This window comes from Paenibacillus sp. MB22_1, from assembly GCF_047200555.1.
GTDB lineage: Bacteria > Bacillota > Bacilli > Paenibacillales > Paenibacillaceae > Fontibacillus > Fontibacillus phoenicis.
In genome coordinates, this window is record NZ_JBLADV010000001.1 from 1,480,409 (window position 1) to 1,500,394 (window position 19,986).

Sequence of the window (19,986 nt, forward strand, 5' to 3'; positions counted from 1 at the left end):
ATAGACTCAAGCCTGTTGGTGAAACCGAGGTGCTCGGCCGATAATACTCTCCCGTGAATAATAGATCGAATCTTTGGACAACGGCAACGTAACCGGCTTCCCGGTTGCGGCAGATTCATATATCGCCATGATCAGCTCGATCGTGTTTCGCCCCTCGTTCCCGTCGATCAGCACCTGCCGAGAGCCCGTTTCAATGGCGCGCAGCACATCGTCAATTTGCCCGGCATGCCCGGTGTATGGCAGCGGTGCGACCTCCTCGGCTGCTCGTTGGATTTCCGCCTCCAGATCCGGATTCCGCCTCGGAAATCCGCCGTCCCCTTCCTCCGAGGCATACAACTGCCATGGAATTCCCACCTTAGCCCGCTCCCCCTGAAAAACAAGCCGTTGCTCTTCGCCATGATGAACGACGGAACTGGTCACTTGAGCTAAACCGCCGTCTGCATACTCCAAGACCGCGATGGACAAATCCTCGACCTGGGAATTCCGGTGCGAAGTATTGGCGGTGACCGCGTGGACTCTAGATGGCATCCCTCTAAGCCATATCAGCAGGTCCAGATGATGCACCGCGTGGTTCATGACGCAGCCTCCGCCTTCATTTTCCCATGTCCCCCGCCATTCCACATCGTAATAGCTGCGGCCGCGCCACCAATAGGAATTTGCTTCAGTGTGGACGATGCGGCCCGCTAAACCGGCATCGATCACCCGCTTCACCCGGCGAATCGGATCATAAAAGCGGTTTTGCCCCACGACGGACAAGAGCGCCAGGCCTTGAGCTGCTGCCTCCAGCATCCGATCACATTCGGACAGCGACGGGGCCATCGGCTTTTCCACCAGGACATGTTTGCCTGCCAGCAGAAAATCCGACGCAATGTCTGCATGGGTAGATGGCGGCGTACAAATCGATACTAAATCCACCGAATCTAAGTTCAACACTTCCTTGTAATCCGAATAGACCGCGCAATCCAGGGCAAAACGCTCTTTGAGCTGGTACGCCTTTCCTCCGCTCCGATCGACCAGCGCCGTGATCCGGCAACGGTCGCTAAAGCGGGCAAACGCCTCAAGATGGGTACTTGCAATCGACCCAGTGCCGATGATGGCGATGTTAATCATGATTTCTCTCTCCCCTGTGTCTTATTTGATCAGATCCGTTGGACTCATGCCGGTGATTTTTTTAAACAGTGTGCTGAAATAAGGCACGTTCTTATAGCCGACCTGTTCGGCCACCTCATAAACGAGCATATTGCGCTGCAGCAGCAGCTCGCGTGCTTTTTCGATCCGAACGCGGGTTAAATAGTTGTTGAACGTTTCGCCGGTTATGTTTTTGAAGATGATGGACAAATGGTTGCGGGAAATGTAAAGCTTCTCCGACAACTCCGCCAGCGTAATGTCCTCAGCATAATGCTCGTGAATATAACCGGTCATGTAATCCACCACCTGCCGGTGCTTGCTGTTCCCCCGCCATTGGCGGCTGCTGCAGATCAGCGTAATTTTATCCGACAACCATTCGGTGAGCTGCTCCAGACCGGTTAAGCCCACCAACTCCTTGGTGATCTGCTCTTCAGGTACAAGATCATTCAGCAGAACTCCCGTTTCATAGAGGCAATACGTAAATACCCCCCACAGCTCGCAGGCAAAAATCTGCACCGTTTCAGGGGTCATCGCCTTCTGCAGCTCCAGCCGGTTCATGTGATCGGCCACTAGCTTCTTAGCTTCGGCTTCCTGGGACGCCTTTAATGCAGAAGCCAATTCCACATAAAATTTCACTGAAAATAAACTCGCCGCTGCCGTTTTTCCGTCTTCTTCGTCCTGATAGGCATATAACGCATACGTAGAATCCCGCCGCCCCAACCTCATGTCGATGGCCCGGAACGCTTCCTCCGTTGAATCCGGGATGTGCTGCCATTGCGGCTTGACACCCCCAATTCCGACGCGGACGACCAGCTTGAGATAGCTTTTGATCGCATCGATCAGCTTTACGCCCAGCTCATGCAGCTTTCTCTCCAGCAATTGCTTTGGCTCATCCGGACGCGGGTGGACGATCAAGACAGCCCTTGTGCTGTGCAGCTCGGTATATTCCACGGTCCCGAACCTTTTGCGGGCCACCTCGCAGACAATATTGCTGATCGCAAAGCGGAACAGGTTCCAGTCCGACAATGAAAATTGGCCGACGCGCGCATCCCGGACGAGATCGATACCAATCGTCACGTGCCGATGATCCGTCCAATATCGATAAGGCTCCGGCAAACGCCCTGCCTCGCGGTACGAGCTGTCCAGCGTTCCGACGACCGCAGAGCGGACCCACTCCTTCTCGATGAACGGCTCATACAGACTCAGCTTCCGCTCCATATCGCCCTGCTTCCGGCGAATCTCTTCCTCCTTGGCCAACTCATCGATCACCTTACCCAGAATCGACTTCAGCGTTGGCATGCTGATCGGCTTGGAGACATAATCGCTGACATTAAAGCGCAGCGCTTGGCGTGCATGTTCGAAATCCGAATAGCCGCTAAAAATAATGACCTTGCCGTCATACCCTTCCTTCCGCAGCTGCTCAATCATATCAATGCCATTCATCGCCGGCATATAAATGTCCGTGATGACGATATCCGGATTCGTTTGCCGGACTACATCCAGCCCGTCCTTCCCGTTCTGGGCTTCCCCAACCCAGGTCGCCCCGAGTTGTTCCCACGGAATCGCCCGTTTCATCCCTTGCAGCACCTGGCGTTCATCATCAATGATGGCGATTTTCCACACCCTCAACTACCTCCTTGACTGTTCTCCTCCAAGATGTCTTAGATGTTCTGGCACGGACATGCGGCTCACGCGGCCGGTCCGGGTTCAAGCGGTTCAATGAACTGGGGCACCGGGGGCTCCAGCAGCTTCGGCAACGTAATCACGACACGGGTGCCTCCTTCTTCCCGTTGAGATAACTCCACGCCGTAAGCGCCTTCAAAGTAACCCGCGATCCGCTCCTTCACATTGCGGATGCCGTAGCCCCCCGTTCTCCGCTTGCGCTCGCGGGGCACGGCCTGCTGCAGTCCAGCGCCGTCGTCATCGATCGTAATCACGAGCCGGTCAGACTGCTCCTCCAGCGTGATCCACAACTTCCCTTGTGTACGACCGTTAAAACCGTGGACGATGGCATTCTCCACGAACGGCTGCAACGTCAGCTTCGGAATAAACAACTCCTGAACAGAGAACGGGGCATCGATCGTATATTCCAGTTCACCGCCGCCGCCGGCTTGCCAGCGAAGCTGTTGAATTTCCAGGTAACAGTGGATATGCTCCAGTTCCTCGCCAATGGTAATAAAGCTGTTGCCGTTGGATAAGCCAATCCGAAACATCCGGCCCATCAGCTCGAGAATCCGGCTAAGCTCGTCCTGCCCGGCCTCAATCGCCATCCAGTTCAACTGATCCAGCATATTATACAGAAAATGCGGATTGATATTGGCCTGCAACGCTTCGATTTCCGCTTTGCGCTGCTGCTCGTATCGCCGCCGCAGCGAGCGGTACAGCTCTTCAATCTGCTCCATCTGCTTGCGATAGCCGTCGAACAGATAACCAAACTCGTTCTCGTAATCGTTGGGCAAATCAACGGGATGCCCGCCGCTGCCTGTTTCGTCTCTATCGCCTACGAAATACTGCCGCATTGCGGTCACAAGCTGTTTGATTGGTTTTGTAAATTGGCGGCTTAAGTAAAGGGTCAACAGCAGGACAAACAAAATGGCGATGACCCCAATCACGCCGATAACCAAAGCCAGACGAAAGCCGCCGCTCGTAATTTCACTCCAAGGCGTGACTTCCACGAGCATCCAATGGGAATCCCGCATCTTGGAATACACCAGCAGCGAATCCCCCAGCTCTTTATTTCCCCGGATATGAACGTACCCGGATTGGTCGGTTTTCACATTGATCCATTGTGATAACTCGGCATGCTCAGGCACCAGCCCGGTTTTCAACGTCAGCTGCCCCAACGTGTCGATCATCATCCGGTTGGCCGGCGCAGAATGTCCGGCTAATAGTTGTTCAATCTCTTTCGCTTTGACATGGACGACGAGTACACCAAGGTATTTGTCTTCCTCGACGATTTTGCGCGCGAAGCTGAGCACCCGCACATTCCCTTGGAAGCTGGGTATTTCATGCTCACTAACCCAAGCGAAATCGTTCTTGTCGAGCGCCTCCGCCCAATCTTGCTTGGCCAGATCGCTCAAACCACGAAACTGGATATAGCTGTTGGCATCCCCGCGCAGCGGACGCTCCATATATAAGTCGATTCCTTGGATGATCGGAATCGAATAAGTCAGATTCGCTAAGGCGCGCTCCACGCTCACGGACCGGCGGTGCCGGTCGTATTCATCCTGCCGGTCGCGCAGGAACGTAATCAACTCGTTATCGCGGGACGTCGACAGCGAAATTTGCTCGATCATCACCAGCCGGGTGGTAATTTCATTATTCAGCTCGTCCAGCAGCAGCTGCTGATAATGGGAGCTGGTTTTGGCCAGCTCGTTGGATGAAATGCGATAGCTGGCCCAGGCGATACAGGCCAAGACGGCCACCATAAAGATGGAAAAACTGCGAAAAAACAAGCTGTCGATCCGAAATTTTTTAAACGGATTCGTCATACGCAAGGCTGCACTCCCTTCAGGTGTAAGGAAAAAACGGTAAAGCTGCGAAGATCGTTCACGCTTTACCGTAATATAATTGGCCATTCGCCACCCTTATCCCTTTATTCCGGTTGTGGCAATCCCTTCGACGAAGTATTTTTGCAAGAACATAAAGATCAAGGTAGCCGGAATGATGGAGACGAGTGACATTGCCAGCAGTTGTCCCCATTCCTGGGCCGACTGGGAATCGTTAATCATTCGCAGCGCCAGGCTGACCGTATACTTGTCTACCGAATTAAGATACAGCAGATGTCCGAGGAAATCGTCCCAGTTCCACAAGAAGCAGAAGATGGTGACGGTCACGATCGCCGGAACCATCAGCGGCATGACGATCCGGAAGTAGATGCCGAACCACGAACAGCCGTCGATTTTCGCCGATTCATCCAACTCCTTAGGAATGCCGCGCACGAACTGGATCAGCAGGAAGACGAAGAACGTCCCGCCCGCACCGCCCGCAAGCATATGTGGCACGATAAACGGCAAATACGTGTTCACCCATCCAAGCTGGTGGAACAAAGCGTATTGCGGAATGATCAGCACCTGCCCCGGCATCATTAAGGTAAGCATAAACAAGGAGAACCAGAGGTTTTTCAAAGGAAAATTCAATCTCCCGAACCCAAACGCAACGAGCGTGCTGGATACCAGCGTCGCTGCAATCACCGCCGCCTCCAAGGCGAAGGTGTTCAGGTAGAAGTCGGTGAAGGTGTGACCCGGCACCGAATTCCAGCCCTTAACGAAGTTGCTCCATTGAGGAACCGAAGGGAAAATATTCGGCGAAGCCAGCTCGCCGTTCGTCTTCAGCGACGCGCCGATCCACCACAGCACCGGATAGACCATGACCAAACTAAACAGAATCATAAAGAGGTGCCGGACCAGCGGCTTCCATTTAAAGGTCATCTGCCATTTCTCCCTTCAGGTTCCGTTTCGTAGAACACCCAATATTTCGAAGTTCCTGCAATGATCAACGTGGCAATCACAATCATCACCAGCATGATCCAGGCCAGTGCCGACGAATAACCAAGCTGGTACCGGCTAAACGCCCGCTCGTACAAATAAAGCGCATACACATACGTTGAATTCATCGGGCCGCCGTTCGTGATCACAAACGCTGACGTAAACATTTGGAACGCGTTGATGACGCCCATCACCAGGTTGAAGTACAATACCGGCGACAGCATCGGCAGCGTGATGTTGAAGAACTGGCGAAACTTTCCGGCGCCGTCCACAGCGGAAGCCTCATACAGATCACCCGGGATTTGCTTCAGCCCTGCCAGGAAGATGACCATCGACGAACCGAACTGCCAGACCGTGAGCAGCACGAGCGTACTTAACGCCGTATCGGGACTGGTGATCCAGCCTTTCCCCTCGAATCCAAACGCTCCGATAATTTTGTTAAAGATCCCGTCCACGCCAAAAATATTACGCCAGAGCAGCGATACAGCGATACTGCCACCGATCAGCGACGGGAAGTAAATCGCCGTGCGGTACAGCCCAATCCCCCGCACCGCCCGGTTCAACACCAAAGCGACAAGCAGCGCCGCGATCAGCTTCAGAGGAACCGAAGCCAAAACGTACAGGAACGTGACCTTGACCGAAGTCACGAATTTGGAGTCCGCCGTAAAGATCAGCTCGTAGTTTTTGGTCCCCACCCAGTTGATCGGTTCCAACAGCGTGTAGTCCGTAAACGAGTAGTACAGCGATAAAATCAGCGGATATGCGGTCAGCCCGAGAAACCCGAGCAGCCACGGTGAAATAAATAAATAGCCGGCCACCGGAGCATTCCATCGTTTGAGGAAGATCCGGCGCTTGTTGATGGCTGGCGCGTCTTTTAAGCCCAAGGCCGCGGAACTTTTCATGCTTGCTTCACCTCTGCAGTTTCTGAGTGCTTATAGCTCAAGTATAGGGCGGGCCCACGGCCGGTTGTAGAAGAGGAATCCTCGAAATCTTTTAAAATATCACGAAAAAAATCTTAATAAATCCGCCGCCCCTGCTGATCGGCAATTCCGCTTTTGCGATAGAAATACGTGTTGATTTGATCCCGCCATTCCTTGGCATGCTCCGCTTGCTCCGCCAATCGCTTGGCGACCTGCTGATGCAGCGGCTCTTCGATCAAGCCGGACAGACCAGCCCATAGCTCCACCAGCTTCTCGGCTCGTTCCACCCCTTCAAAATGGGTATCGTAAATATGCTGAATCACCGTCTTGCCGGATTGGAGCACGTGGGTGTACGGCACATGGTGGAAGAAGAGCAACAGCTCGTCGGGACAAGTCTCCAGCGTTTCGTATAAGCTTTGATTTGGCTCTACGTATTGCGAGGTATACCCCGTCCCCGTGGCTTTCGTCCGGTCAACACCGATCCCGTGGCAATCGGCAAAATGATACGTCCCCCACATCGAGTATTCATAGCCGTCGACGTTCGGGCCATAATGATGGTTCGGATTCACCATAAAGCCGATGCCCAGCGGAGCCGTGTAGCTTTCGTAAATGCTCCAGGAATCCATCAAAATACGAAGAATCACCTGGATGACCCGTTCGTCGCTCCCAAATACGAGCCGAATCCACTCCTCCGCAATCGCTTCGGAACTGAGGTCCGGATTCCAGGCCAGCCGCCCATAGCCATAAAGGTTCGCCTGTGCCAGCAGATGGCCGGTCCAGTTGGCGTCGTCCCCGATATTGGAAACCGCGGCGAACCCGCTGTAACGGGAACCATGCAGCGTACCGTCTACGATCCGTTTGACGGTTGAGCCCTCGCCCTTCAAATGGGTGTCGAAGTCCAGCACTTCTTTCCACTGGGGAACGAGGTAGCAGACATGGCGCTGCTGCCCGGTATATTCTTGCGTGATTTGGAACTCGATCATCTGGTTTGTCGCTGGCATCGCGCCCAGCAGCGGCGATACGGGCTCGCGCACTTGGAAGTCAATCGGACCGTTTTTGACCTGCAAAATCACGTTCTCTTTAAACCGTCCATCGAGCGGGACGAAATGATCGTAGGCGGCCCGTGCTCGATCCGTCTTGCGATCCCGCCAGTCCTGCTTGCAGTTGTAGACGAAGCAACGCCAAATCACAAGCCCGCCGTAAGGTTCCAGTGCCTCGGCCAGCATATTGGCGCCGTCAGCATGATCCCTGCCATACGTAAACGGCCCCGGCCGGTTCTCCGAGTCCGCCTTCACCAGGAACCCGCCAAAGTCCGGGATCGCCTGATAAATCTCGTCCGCGCGCTCCCGCCACCATGCCGCGACCTCCGGGTCAAGCGGATCGGCGGTGGATAAGCCGCCAATTTCCAGCGGAGCCGCGTAATTGATGCTAAGGAACAGCTTGATGCCGTAATTGCGGAAGATCTCGGCCACCTTCGCTACATCCGGCAAAAATGCCTTCGTAATCAGCCCGGTCTCGATCCGGTGCACATTGACGTTGTTGATGGAAATCGCATTGATGCCCGTCGAGGCCAACAGCCGCGCATAATCGGTAATGCGCTCCAGGTTCTGCGTAAACTGGTTATCTTCATAAAAAATCGAAGAACCGGCATAGCCGCGCTCAATACTTCCGTCCATGTTGTCCCAGTGATTCAGCATCCGCAGCCCATTCACCGGACGTTCCGAAATATTCAGCCCTTGCAGCGACTGTCCGCTCCCCAGGCGGCGCATCAAGTCAAACACGCCGTACAATAAACCGGAGGTACTTTCCGCGCCAATGGCGATCCGACCGGAGCCCGGTTCATGCCGCAGGGCATACCCTTCCCGACCCAGCTTCAAAGCGGCCTTCCCTTCCGAGAACACCGCATCCAGGATTGGACTATGCCCCAACAACCCCAGCACAAAACAAGGGGTATCCCCCGCACTCTCGATGATGGAAATCTCGCGCCCCAGCATTTGGGATAAGCCTCTCGACAGCTCCTGAGCCGCAGTATGCGCTGCCGCTTCATCGGTGCCTTCGACGACGATGCCGCCAAATCGATTTAACTCTGCCTGTCTCTCCCCCGGCTCAATACTCCGGTATCGAAGCCAGGCATCATACCCAACTTCCGTCATTGTGGTTGTTTTGTTCATGGAATCTCCCCCTGTCATATCCATTGAAATAACGTTTCATTTTCGATCACATGCACCGGAAGGGTCGGGAAAGCCACGCGGAGCTTGCCGGCTAACCGCCTCATTCCAGGCGCTTCGCTGGGACCGTGGCCAAGGAAAATCATCGCCTTCTCCCGGCCTTGATAAACGGCGTCCCGTACATACTCGGGCGCTTCCCATTCCGGGCCTTCGCCGGCGATGATCAAGTCGACCTCTCCCAGCAGCGGGATTGCCAGCTCGCCGCCGCCCCGGTAGCCAACCAGCACTCCGACCTTCCGACATCCCATATCCGGATTGCCCGTGAATCGGATAAACGGAAGATTCAGCTTCCGTTTCAACAAGCTGACCAAATCCTTAAGGGTCGCTGCTGGCAGATCTAACACTGCGGAAGCCGGGCGATATTCCCCTACTGCATCCTGCCAACCGAGCTCCTCGATCAACCCGGCCGTAATGCCGTCCGGCGTCTCTCGGTGAATGCCGTCATGATACCGATAAATCGCAAGGTCTATCTCCTTCAGTCGCTGCAGCTTATGCCGGGCAACGGGATCCTCTTCCAGCAACTTGTTCCCGTCCGGTCGATGGCTGTAAAATACCCCTTCATGCGAAATCAACAGGTTCGCTCCCAGCGAAGCCGCCTGCTCGATGGCTGCTTGCGTTGCCATAAACGTGACGGCGATTCCGCGCACTTGTGTCTCCGGCTTGCCGCAGACTAAACCGTCCACGGTAGGCTGGGCCGCTGTTAGCCGGTCCAGAACATCTTGGATGCGCAGCATCTATACCTCCCCCTTCCCTGGTAAAAATCAACCCGGAACGAGAATCCTGTTCCGGGCTGAAGTCGAATGTAAGTCTTATTCGTAAGCCATAGCTGCTTCTTTCAACTGCTTGTAGGCTTCTTCTGGAGTGATCTTGCCAAAGCTCAGCTGATCATGTACCAGAGGGAAGTCCTTATCGATATAGTTCGTCCAGCCCCCTGCACCGGCCGTCCAAGTTTGGCCGTCTTTCTCAGTAGCGCGGAGCAGCTCCATGCCTACCTTATCCACATCGCTCATGCTGGATTCCAGCGCTGCCGCGTTATCCTTGTTGACCGGCAAGCCCCGCGAGGTTTTCAGGATTTTCGAAGCTTCCGGATCATTGACGAACCAGTTGATAAACTCTACTGCCTCTGCCTTATGCTCGGAGTTGTCGGACACGGCCAGGTACATCGACGGCTTCAGCCAACCGCCGGCTTCCTCGGCTCGCGGCATCGTAACGAGCGCGTAAGCGCCTGGCTTGATGCTGTCCCATGCACCGTAGTTGTTGGAGAAGCTGTAACGGAACAAAATTTTTCCGGCAACCATCAGGTCCATTTGCGGATCGAACTCTTTGTCAGAGGAGTTGACGTCCGCCGGCGGTACTAACCCTTCGTTGCGCAGCTCTTCAAAATGCTTGGTCCATTCCAGGAAGGAAGCTTCATCGATGTTAAACTTCCCATCCTCCGTAATGACCGTTCCTTTGCCTTTACTATACTGATAAGCCGAGTACATGAAGTAGTTGGCTGCATAATCTTTTGTAAAATACTGACCGCTTGGCAGCTTGCCTTTCAGCTCCTTCGCCAGTGCGAAGAAATCATCCCAAGTCCAGCCGTTTTCCGGATTTTTGACGCCCAGCTTGTCCAGCGCGGCTTTATCATAAATCATCCCGAATGCCACCGAACCAAGAGGAACAGCGTATTGCGTTCCATCCAGTTGTCCGCCGGCTAACAGCTTCGGATCGATCTTCGATACGTCAACCCCATCCAGAGGAGCCAATTGCTTGCGGCTCGCCCAGTCCGGTGTCCAGCCTGGATCGAGTTGGATGATGTCCGGCGCATTTTTCGCCGCTGCCTGGGTTGACAGCTTGTCCAAGTAACCGTCCATCCCGGAGTATTCCGGTTCAAAGGTGACGTTCGGATGGTTTTTCGTGTACAAATCAAGGGCTGCCAAGGTGGCTTCATGCCGTTCCTGCGCCCCCCACCACATAATCCGCAGTTTCACCGGCTCACTGCCCGTGCTAGTTGCGGCATTGCCTTCCCCAGCCGCTCCTGCCGGTTTAGCTGCATTACCGTTCGTACCGCCGCCGCAGGCAGCCAGCGCCCCAACCATGGTAACCGCTACCAGCGTCGTCAGTAAACGCTTCCATTTAAACATTGATAACCCTCCCATTTAAATCGTAAATATCTGTTTACATCCTTTATAGTAACGACTCCAAACGGAAGTGGGTATGAGAGCAATGCACAATTTGTTTTAAAATTGCCCGAAAATGTTTATTCACCAAAGTCTGCCCTTTCCATATTAAAATAGGCTCCAATCCAACGTTTGCGACAGCCGTTCAATTAATTGCACGCCCGCAATGCTATTGCCTTTGGAATTGAGTGCGGGCCCGACCACACCAATCCCGTAACGTCCGGGCACAAGCGTCAAGATCCCGCCGGATACGCCGCTCTTCGCCGGAAGCCCAGCTTCGATGGCAAATTCCCCGGACCCGTTGTACATCCCGCAGGTGACCATAAACGTCTTGGCGATTTGCACATACCTTCTAGGTATCAGCGTCTTGCCCGTCAAGGGGTCCTTCCCGTCGAAGGCCAGGACCAGCGCCATCCGCGCTAAATCCGCGCAGCAGACCTTAATCGCGCAATGGCGGAAGTAGATGTCCAGCACCTCATCAACGCCGCAGCCCAACACTCCTTTATCCAGCAAAAAATAAGCGATTGATCGGTTCAAATGCGCCGTCTTCGATTCTGAAATGTATACTTGCATATCGTATTCCAGGTTGGGATTGCCGGCCAACTCGCGAAAGAAAGCCAAGATCCGCGCCGATTTCGCCTCCGCATTCTCCCCTTTAATCATGGAGGATACCACGATAGCGCCGGCATTAATTAACGGGTTAAACGGAATCGCCGGCTGCACCAACTCCAGCTTCATGATGGAGTTAAAGTGATCGCCGGTCGGTTCCATGCCTACCTTGGAAAATACCGCGGATTCCCCATGGTCCATGAGCGCCAGAATCAACGTGAACACCTTCGAAATGCTCTGCATCGTAAAACTGTCCTGGGCTTCGCCTGCGGAGATGGATCGCCCCTTGGCATCCAGGATATGAATCCCGAGCATATCCGGCTTCGCCTTTGACAGCTCAGGGATATACTCCGCAACCTTGCCTGCAGCGCTGGTTTCTCGGCACTCTTCCACCCACTTATCCAGGTGGAGCTTCAGTTGTTCCCATTCATTCACAGCCATGGTGAACCCTCCTGCATTTTTCTCTGGTAACCTATCTTACTGCTGATTGTTTAAGCGTTGTTTAGCCAAGCGGATCATTTCCTTGACCATCGCCCCGCCGATCACACCGCCAACCTTGCCGGCCTTCGCGGTCGTCAAATCACCGTTATCGCCTTCGCGGAGTGGAACTCCTAACGATTGGGCAACTTCATATTTCACGTCATCCGGCCGCTCTTGAGGTATATTGTATCCCTCATTCATCATGACTTCCGCCTTAAACCGGCTCAGGCGAAGCGCCGGGTCCGTCTCTTGACGGCCATTCCCGCCATTCCCTTTCGGTTGTACCATGGATATCCCCCGCTTTCAAGTGAGAATTATCCAATAAGATTCCCAGTAAGCGGTGAGATAAGTCATAGTCGGTTGATGTGATAAAAAAGATAATTTAAGCCGATAATCATATTTTATAAACGATATTTTTAAGGAAGGCATCAGTTATGAATTTGGACCAGTATCGTCCGATGATTGAAAAACCGCTTCGAGCATGCCTAAAGCCTACGCAGGAGATCGGCGTCATTCTGCTGTCCGCCGTACTTGTAGCAGTAGGGCTCAATTTGTTCCTGATTCCGCATAAACTATTGTCCGGGGGCGTCACAGGCCTTGCTTCCATCATCGTGTATTTGACGGGATGGAATATCTCGCTTGTCTACTTTTTGATTAATGTACCCTTGATAATATGGGGCTGGAAAGCGGTGGGACGCCGTTATATCGTGCTTAGCTGTATCTCTGTTGTCAGCACCACCTGGTTTATCTCCATCATCCCCGAGGTGAAAGTCACCCGAGATCCGATTCTAGCCGCGGTATTCGGCGGAATCATCTCTGCAGCGGGCATCGGATTTTCGCTGCGGGCCGGCGGCTCGACCGGCGGGTTTGATATTCTTGGATCCATCGTCACACGAAAAAAGGACGTCCCCATGGGGAACATCCTCTTTCTGCTTAACGGGCTCGTTATTCTAGCGCTTGGCTTTTTTCAAAGCTGGGATCTAGCCCTGTATTCAATGTTATCGACCTTCGTCAAAGGGAAAGTCGTCGATATGATCCATGTTGGTCATATCAAGGTCACCTGCTTCATCATTACGAAGCGTAAAGACGAGATGCTCTGCCAACTGCGCAAGCTGCATCACGGCATTACCTGCCTCAGTTCTGAAGGCGGGTATCACGAAGAGAAAAACTATACCTTAATGACCGTGACAACCCGATACGAACTAGCTGCCGTCCGGAAAGCTGTGGTTAGTACAGACCCTCACGCATTCATGAATGTGGTTCAATCCACGGAGATTGTCGGACGGTTCTCAAGGCCGGTTCAATAATCTTTACTTTTCAAGTTCATAAAATTTGTACAAGTCGTCCAGCATCAAATTGGCCGCTTTGATCCCGCCGGCGGTATTCCAGATCGCGTCGTCAACTTTGTAGGCTTTGCCGTTCTTGACGGCGCTTAGGTTCTTCCATAACGGATCGTTTGTCCAATCTTGCTCGGTTTGGCTCGCATTTCCGTCGCCGGTTTCGTAAGTGAAGTAGAAAATTCGGTCGGCCTCTACCTCAGGCAGCCGTTCTTTGGTGATTTCATCCACAAACGTATCTTTGGCGTTCAGAGTCATGGCGTTTCTGGCAATACCCAGCTGTTCAAAAATAATCCCCGAGAACGTGTTCGTATGGTAAACGCGGGTTTTCCCATCCATAAAGCGAACGACGGATACGGTTTCGTTCAATTTATCTCCGGCTTTAGCCTTAAAGTCTTGAATCCGTGCGTCGAATTCAGCCAGCAGCTCATTCCCTTTATCGGTGAGTCCCAACGCTTCCGCATACAATTTGAAATTGCTCATCCAATTGCCGCGCAAATCCTCGGACATCACAGTAGGTGCAATCGCCTGCAGTTGTTCATATACCTTCTCCTGGCGCATCTTGTTCCCGATAATGAGGTCAGGCTTCAAGCCAGCGATCAGCTCAAGGTTCGGCTGGCTTTCCTCACCAACCACCGTTACACCCTCCATCTCGTCCTGAATATGCGGGTACCACGGATCCCCCAGCCAGGAGCGCACAGCGCCAACCGGCTTGATTCCCAGCGCCAACAGCGCTTCCGTACCTTCGTTCGTCAAAACCACAACTTTTTGCGGGGTGCCTGTGATTTCCGTTTCCCCCATCGCATGTTTAACGACCCGTTTGTCATCCGTCGTGTTATTCGTGCTGTTGCCTCCCGCTTGGTTCTCGGCTGCCGCACTGTTCTTGGTATCGGTATTGCCGGACGATCCTTGCGTATTACTATTCCCGCATCCCGCAACGACAAGCGCCAGCGCCATCACTGCGAAAGCCCATAAGGCAATGCGCCTGCGGTTCGTTTTTTTAGTATGAGTATTGTTCATTGTTCGTTCTCCCCTTTAGAAAATATGGCGTTCTAATTAAGTGATAATGATTATCATCTTCATGAATATAAGACATCCCTCTTTGGTTTGTCAATACAATTAAGAATGATTATCAGCCTCATTGACAGACTCTTCCCTATCTTCTAAGATTTAATGGTCATTATTATTTTTGATCTAGAAAGTGGGTAATCTAGTCCGATGAAAGGTTTAGGCTTGTTGATTTGCGCATTGGTATTAGCCGCTGCCGTCATATGCAGTATCAGCTTCGGCGTGACGGACATCCCATTTTCTACCGTCTGGGAATCATTTGTCCATCCGAACGGAAGCAATGAGCACTTGCTCGTTCAGACGGCTCGCGTACCTCGCGCTTTCATCGCTGCTGCCGTTGGTGCCTGCCTCGCCGTTGCGGGCGCATTGATGCAGGTCATTACCCGCAACCCCATCGCTTCGCCCAGCACGCTGGGCGTGAATTCCGGAGCGGCTTTCTTTATTATCCTGGCTTCGGGTTGGCTTGGCTTATCGGGAATACAAGCCTTAACCTGGGTCGCACTAATCGGAGCTGCCCTTAGCGGAGCGGTGGTGTTTCTTCTCGGAAGCCTGGGACGGGACGGAATGACGCCCATCAAGATTACGTTGGCAGGAGCTTCGATGGCAGCGTTTTTTTACTCGTTGACTCAAGGGCTTATGCTCTCCGACGGTAAAATGTTCGATCAGGTGCTCGTCTGGCTGGTAGGATCCGTGACTGGGCGCGGGACGGAGCAGCTTCTAAACGTACTTCCTTATATGGGGATTGGCATGGTTCTTGCCCTCTTGCTCGCTGGACAACTTAACGTGTTAGCTATGGGAGAAACCGTCGCGCAAGGGCTTGGCCAACGCACGGGCTTAATTAAAGCATTAGCTGCAGCAGCCGTCATCTTGCTTGCCGGGGGCTCTGTTGCCGTGGCTGGCCCCATCGCATTTGTTGGCATTATCATCCCGCATATCATCCGCCATTTTGTAGGGGCGGATCATCGTTGGATTTTGCCCTATTGCGCCTTGACGGGTGCCATCCTGCTCGTATCAGCTGACATCGGCTCCAGATACATCGCCATGCCAAAGGAAATTCCGGTTGGCGTAATGACCGCAATCTTGGGCGTTCCGTTCTTCGTATACATCGCTAGAAGAGGGGTGAAGAACTGATGGCCAAATCCAACAAAGCTGCATCGCTCCCTGTTCCTTCGTCTCTCCTGGCCAAAAAAAGGAGAATCCTGTGGATCTGCCTGCTCCTTGCTCTCCTATGTATCGGAATGATGATCATCAGCGTAGGGGTCAGCAGCCAATATCTCCCGCCGATGACCGTCTTGAAGGCCATATTTGGCATGGCTGAACCGGGAGAACAAGTGATTGTCGTGAATCTCCGTCTGCCGAGAATTTTTATTGCCGTGCTGGTTGGCGCTTCCCTGGCCGTAGCCGGTGCAATCCTGCAAGGCGTGATCCGCAATCCGCTTGCTTCCCCCGATGTTGCGGGAATAACTGAGGGAGCTTCGCTTGGCGCGATTTTGTTTATCTATGTGTTTCAGGGCACGATCTCGATCCATTGGATGCCGCTTGCATCAATTCTTGGCGCTTTCTTCATTACTGCGCTCTTATATGTATTGGCTTGGAAAAAAGGGGCCTCCCCGTTGCGAATCATCCTCATCGGGATCGGGGTATCTGCCGCGATCAAGTCGTTGTCGTTTATGCTGATCATCTCCGGACCGATGCAGCTGGCGAATCAGTCGCTCACGTTTATGACCGGCAGCATTTATGGCGTCTCCTGGGATAACGATGTGCTGACGCTGCTGCCTTGGACGGCCGTGCTGCTCGTTCTAACTTGGCTGCAAGCCCGCCAAGTCAACATTCAAGCGTTGGGCGACGACATCGCCACCAGCGTAGGCTCCCGCGTCCAGCTGCAGCGCCTGTTGCTGATCGTGCTCAGCGTTTCGCTGGCAGGATCTGCAGTGGCGATTGGCGGGGCCATCTCCTTTATCGGGCTGATGGCACCGCATATGGCCCGCAGGCTGACCGGGCCGTCCTTCTCCGGCGTGCTCCCGGTCAGCGCGCTGCTCGGCGCATTGATCCTGCTCGTAGCGGATCTGATCGCGCGTACGGCTTTTTTGCCGCGGGACGTGCCAGCCGGCGTGTTGACCGCCGCTATTGGTGCACCGTTCTTTATGGTGTTGCTGTATAAGAACCGGAACCGGTTCTAAATACGAGCAGGTTGCGTGTACTAGCAACCCGCATGTACTGCAACTTACGTAGACTAGCAACTCACGTATACTAGCAAATCGCGTGTAGTCACAGCCAGGGTGTACTAGTAACTCGTATGTACTTGCAGCCCCGGTGAACAAGTAACCCGCGTATACTATCAGCCCTTGTGCGCTTCCGGCCCTCTTTCTTAGCGGCCAACTGCAAAAGTGCATTTAAAAACGCGCTAAACCCACGGTTTGGCGCGAGTGAGATGCAAAAGTGCATTTGAAAAAGGAGATTTACCGCAAATCCGCTTCAAATACCGAAATTGAACTGCACTTTTGCATTTGAATCGGATAAAGAGAATGAACAAAAGCCGGTGCACCCCTCTCAGGGACGCCGGCTTTATTCATATCTAAGGTTTACGATCCAGCCCCACGGTACCGCTTGACACCGCAGTTCCAAGCGGTCAGGCCGATCGCCAGAAAGACGAGGCCTACCAGCGGGGTTAACCAAGCCATCCGCCACATCTCCTCGCGTTCCAGGAACAACGAAGCCGGATAGACGCCAACGAAGGCAAACGGCAATATCCAGGTCAGCAGCACTTGAATTGCGCGGTTGTAAATCGTCACCGGGTAGCGCCCGTACCCCTGCACGTTGTACATCAACGGCAAGATACCAGTCGGCGCATCCGAATAAAACGACAGGGACGTCAACGTCGTGTAGATCCCCGTATAAATTGCAACTGCGCTAATCGTAAACAGCAGCAACACTGGGATCGTCCACCACTCGAAGCTGAGCCCCAACTGCCCGCCGCTGATCAGCATGATGATGCACCCGATGATCGAGCCGACGAGCGCTGGCGGATCAACGTTTTCCAGGAAGATCTGGAACAGATTATACGCCGGACGCGTCATGATCCGGTCCATCTCCCCCTTCACGATATACCGCTCACTGAAGTTCCACAGGTTAACGAAGCAGCTAAACACGCCAAACGGCACCATAAAGAAGCCGTAAACGAACACCACTTCACTCTCGCTCCAGCCGCCCAGGCTGTTGGTGTGCATAAAGATCACAAAGATAAAGATCAGGTTCGTCGCCTGAAACAACAGGTCAGAAATGACCTCCACCCAAAAGTCGGCGCGGTAGGTCATGCGGGTTTTCATGTAATTTTTCAAGTATTCGCCCATGAGGCCTAAGTAGTACATGCTTCCCTTAACCTCCTTGCACGAACAGGCGTTTCCGCGAAGCACGGTACAGCCCAATCATCGGAATGAGCAAAGTGAAAAACCAGACCACCTGAATGCCAAGCACGTTCCAAATCGAAGCGCCTTGAATCCGACCGGTAAAGACCGAACCCGGTAAATAGGTGATCGCCTGAAATGGCAGAAACGACATGATGCCGCCGAGCCAGGACGGGAACAGACTGATCGGAATGATCAGGCCCGAGAACAAATCAACAACCACCCGTTTCATGCGCATAAACCCTTCGTTATTTTCCACGAAAAAAGACATCAGTCCCGTAATCACGTTCAGCTGCGAATTGATCAGGAAGCTGAAGAACAGCATCACCAGGAACCCTGCCCAAGCGCTCAACTCGGTTGGCAGCTTGACCTGGAACAGCAGCATCGCAATCGCCATGCCGGGGATCATCAACATGATGAAGCGGAACATTCCTTCGCCGAAGCCCTGCATCATTTTGACGATAAGGTAGTTATAAGGGCGGATAAATTGAATCGCAATGCTTCCATCTCGAATATCCGTGGAGATTTCACGATCCAGGTTGTTAAAATAAAACGCCCGGGCCATCCAGGAAACGGCCAGGTAGGTCGTCATCTGCGAGGCGGTAAAGCCGCCAAGCTCGCCCCCGTCGCCGTAAATCGCATTCCACGTAAAATAATAAACCCCAATATTCAGCGAATAGATCAGAATGCCTGAATAGTAGTTCACCCGATACGCCAGCATCGTCAAAAATCGGATGCGGATAAAATCGAGGTACGCCCCCCACTGGTTAGACATGGATAACCGCACCTTCTTTGCTCTCCGCCTCCGCTTCAGAGTCCGCCGGTTTATCCGCCGAGCCGGATTGATAAATGCTGCGGACGATTTCGTCGGTGTTGGTTTCGATGATTTTGATGTCGGTGATGTCCGCTTGGCCAACCACTTGACCCAATACCTCAGAGACACCGATATCCCGTGGAATCCAAACCTTGGCGTTCAGGTCGTTCTCCGCCGTCCAGATGACAGGAAGCGTCCCCGTCCAGCTCCGCAGCTGGTCCAGCTTGGTGGCCGTTCCAAACTGGAACAGTACCTCCTTGCCCGTACCCCAGCGGTCCTTCAGCTCTTCTAAGCCGCCGTCGTAAATGATCCGGCCGTCGTCGAGCATAATGACGCGGGAGCAGAGCGCCTCGATGTCCTGCAGGTCATGTGTCGTCAGCAGGATCGTTGTCCCGTGGTCGCGGTTCATATCCTTAAGGAAATCGCGAATCTCCGATTTGACGACGATGTCAAGACCAATCGTCGGCTCGTCCAGGAAGACGATGGACGGGTTGTGCAGCAACGCTGCGACCAGCTCACAGCGCATCCGTTGGCCTAGGCTGAGCTTACGTACCGGGCGGTTCAGCAGATCCTGCAGCTGAAGGCGTTCCACCAGCTCGTCTAGCCGTTTCTTGTAATCGGCCTGCGGCACCCGATAAACCTTGCGCAGCAGCTCAAACGACTCGATGACACCGATATCCCACCAAAGCTGGCTGCGCTGCCCAAAGACGACGCCGATATGCTGCACGAACTTCTCGCGCTCGGCGTATGGCACAAAGCCGCCAACCTTCAAATAACCCGATGTCGGCACCAAAATACCCGTGAGCATTTTGATGGTGGTCGATTTTCCGGCCCCGTTTTCCCCGATATATCCGCAGATCTCTCCCTCTGGAATCTGAAACGAAATATCTTTCACGGCGGCCACTTCGTTGTATTCCCGCTTAAATAAATCGAGAAAGGCCCCTTTGAGGCCTTCGCGGTTTTTCTGCACCTTATATGTCTTGCGCAAATCGCGCACTTCAATGGCAGCCATGGTATCCCTCGCTTTGTTGATTCAATTTTGAGTCCGCTAAAGATTATATAGTAACTTCCAACAAAGCACCACCCCTAAGGTGCGTGCGTGTGAAGTCCAGAAAGGCGACCGACCGCACCTATGCCTGAAGCGGCTTCTCACATTATCCCTTTGGGTCAGAGAGCAACAGAAACACCAAACGCAAATTACTGATGTTTTTGCTCCCTTAACGAAAGGGATAATCCTGCAAAAAAGCGGGAAAAGGCCCTAGTTATCTGGGCGCCACACGTTGATCTATAGATCAACGCGGTAACCGACGCACATAGCGATCACCATGGTGAGAATGATCGGAATCAAT

The 19,986-nt window shown here is 53.3% G+C and carries 17 protein-coding genes; 3 read left to right on the forward strand and 14 right to left on the reverse strand.

All coding sequences use genetic code 11. The annotated features are described in order from the left end of the window. Positions 1-6 precede the first annotated feature (6 nt). The 10 genes from ACL02P_RS06880 to ACL02P_RS06925 all read right to left on the reverse strand — a co-directional run bounded on the left by ACL02P_RS06880 (position 7) and on the right by ACL02P_RS06925 (position 12,302). Positions 7-1,110, reverse strand: coding sequence for a Gfo/Idh/MocA family protein (locus tag ACL02P_RS06880; RefSeq protein WP_412837005.1), 1,104 nt, complete (start codon positions 1,108-1,110; stop codon positions 7-9). Between the two features lie 21 nt (positions 1,111-1,131). Continuing rightward, positions 1,132-2,751, reverse strand: coding sequence for a response regulator (locus ACL02P_RS06885; protein WP_412837006.1), 1,620 nt, complete (start codon positions 2,749-2,751; stop codon positions 1,132-1,134). 65 nt (positions 2,752-2,816) lie between these two features. Beyond that, positions 2,817-4,619: a sensor histidine kinase gene (locus ACL02P_RS06890; RefSeq protein WP_036643810.1), complete on the reverse strand. Its 1,803-nt coding sequence runs from the start codon at positions 4,617-4,619 to the stop codon at positions 2,817-2,819. Between the two features lie 96 nt (positions 4,620-4,715). Then, complete coding sequence (locus ACL02P_RS06895) at positions 4,716-5,558, reverse strand: carbohydrate ABC transporter permease (protein WP_009223237.1); 843 nt, start codon at positions 5,556-5,558, stop codon at positions 4,716-4,718. Next, on the reverse strand, positions 5,555-6,517 hold the full coding sequence (locus tag ACL02P_RS06900) for a carbohydrate ABC transporter permease (RefSeq protein ID WP_009223236.1): 963 nt from the start codon (positions 6,515-6,517) through the stop codon (positions 5,555-5,557). The genes ACL02P_RS06895 and ACL02P_RS06900 overlap by 4 nt, the downstream gene beginning before the upstream one ends. Before the next feature lie 113 nt (positions 6,518-6,630). After that, positions 6,631-8,706, reverse strand: a complete 2,076-nt coding sequence (locus ACL02P_RS06905) for an alpha-glucuronidase family glycosyl hydrolase (protein ID WP_412837007.1) — start codon at positions 8,704-8,706, stop codon at positions 6,631-6,633. A 14-nt stretch (positions 8,707-8,720) separates the two neighbouring features. Then, a complete protein-coding gene (locus ACL02P_RS06910) occupies positions 8,721-9,497 on the reverse strand; it encodes a Nif3-like dinuclear metal center hexameric protein (RefSeq protein ID WP_412837008.1) in 777 nt (258 codons plus the stop codon). Positions 9,498-9,572: 75 nt separating this feature from the next. After that, positions 9,573-10,889, reverse strand: a complete 1,317-nt coding sequence (locus ACL02P_RS06915) for an ABC transporter substrate-binding protein (RefSeq protein WP_260069965.1) — start codon at positions 10,887-10,889, stop codon at positions 9,573-9,575. Between the two features lie 144 nt (positions 10,890-11,033). Further along, on the reverse strand, positions 11,034-11,975 hold the full coding sequence (glsA, locus tag ACL02P_RS06920; RefSeq protein WP_009223232.1) for a glutaminase A: 942 nt from the start codon (positions 11,973-11,975) through the stop codon (positions 11,034-11,036). Positions 11,976-12,011: 36 nt separating this feature from the next. Beyond that, on the reverse strand, positions 12,012-12,302 hold the full coding sequence (locus tag ACL02P_RS06925; RefSeq protein WP_412837009.1) for an alpha/beta-type small acid-soluble spore protein: 291 nt from the start codon (positions 12,300-12,302) through the stop codon (positions 12,012-12,014). A 146-nt stretch (positions 12,303-12,448) separates the two neighbouring features. Between ACL02P_RS06925 and ACL02P_RS06930 the strand changes: the two genes are divergently transcribed. After that, complete coding sequence (locus tag ACL02P_RS06930; RefSeq protein WP_009223230.1) at positions 12,449-13,321, forward strand: YitT family protein; 873 nt, start codon at positions 12,449-12,451, stop codon at positions 13,319-13,321. A gap of 3 nt (positions 13,322-13,324) precedes the next feature. On the opposite strand, the gene ACL02P_RS06935 is transcribed toward ACL02P_RS06930, so the two are convergent. Further along, a complete protein-coding gene (locus tag ACL02P_RS06935; RefSeq protein ID WP_260069964.1) occupies positions 13,325-14,371 on the reverse strand; it encodes an ABC transporter substrate-binding protein in 1,047 nt (348 codons plus the stop codon). A 198-nt stretch (positions 14,372-14,569) separates the two neighbouring features. On the opposite strand from ACL02P_RS06935, the gene ACL02P_RS06940 reads away from it, so the two are divergent. Both ACL02P_RS06940 and ACL02P_RS06945 read left to right on the forward strand, forming a co-directional pair. Further along, positions 14,570-15,550, forward strand: coding sequence for a FecCD family ABC transporter permease (locus ACL02P_RS06940; RefSeq protein WP_009223228.1), 981 nt, complete (start codon positions 14,570-14,572; stop codon positions 15,548-15,550). Then, complete coding sequence (locus tag ACL02P_RS06945) at positions 15,550-16,599, forward strand: FecCD family ABC transporter permease (protein ID WP_009223227.1); 1,050 nt, start codon at positions 15,550-15,552, stop codon at positions 16,597-16,599. Before ACL02P_RS06940 ends, ACL02P_RS06945 begins: the two co-directional genes overlap by 1 nt. A 402-nt stretch (positions 16,600-17,001) precedes the next feature. On the opposite strand, the gene ACL02P_RS06950 is transcribed toward ACL02P_RS06945, so the two are convergent. The 3 genes from ACL02P_RS06950 to ACL02P_RS06960 are packed head-to-tail and all read right to left on the reverse strand — an operon-like array spanning position 17,002 to position 19,649. Further along, positions 17,002-17,787: an ABC transporter permease gene (locus tag ACL02P_RS06950; RefSeq protein ID WP_009223226.1), complete on the reverse strand. Its 786-nt coding sequence runs from the start codon at positions 17,785-17,787 to the stop codon at positions 17,002-17,004. A 7-nt stretch (positions 17,788-17,794) separates the two neighbouring features. Next, positions 17,795-18,598 (reverse strand): ABC transporter permease, encoded by an 804-nt coding sequence (locus ACL02P_RS06955; RefSeq protein ID WP_412837010.1) that lies wholly within the window; start codon positions 18,596-18,598, stop codon positions 17,795-17,797. Next, a complete protein-coding gene (locus tag ACL02P_RS06960) occupies positions 18,591-19,649 on the reverse strand; it encodes an ATP-binding cassette domain-containing protein (protein WP_260069961.1) in 1,059 nt (352 codons plus the stop codon). The genes ACL02P_RS06955 and ACL02P_RS06960 overlap by 8 nt, the downstream gene beginning before the upstream one ends. Between the last annotated feature and the right edge of the window lie 337 nt (positions 19,650-19,986).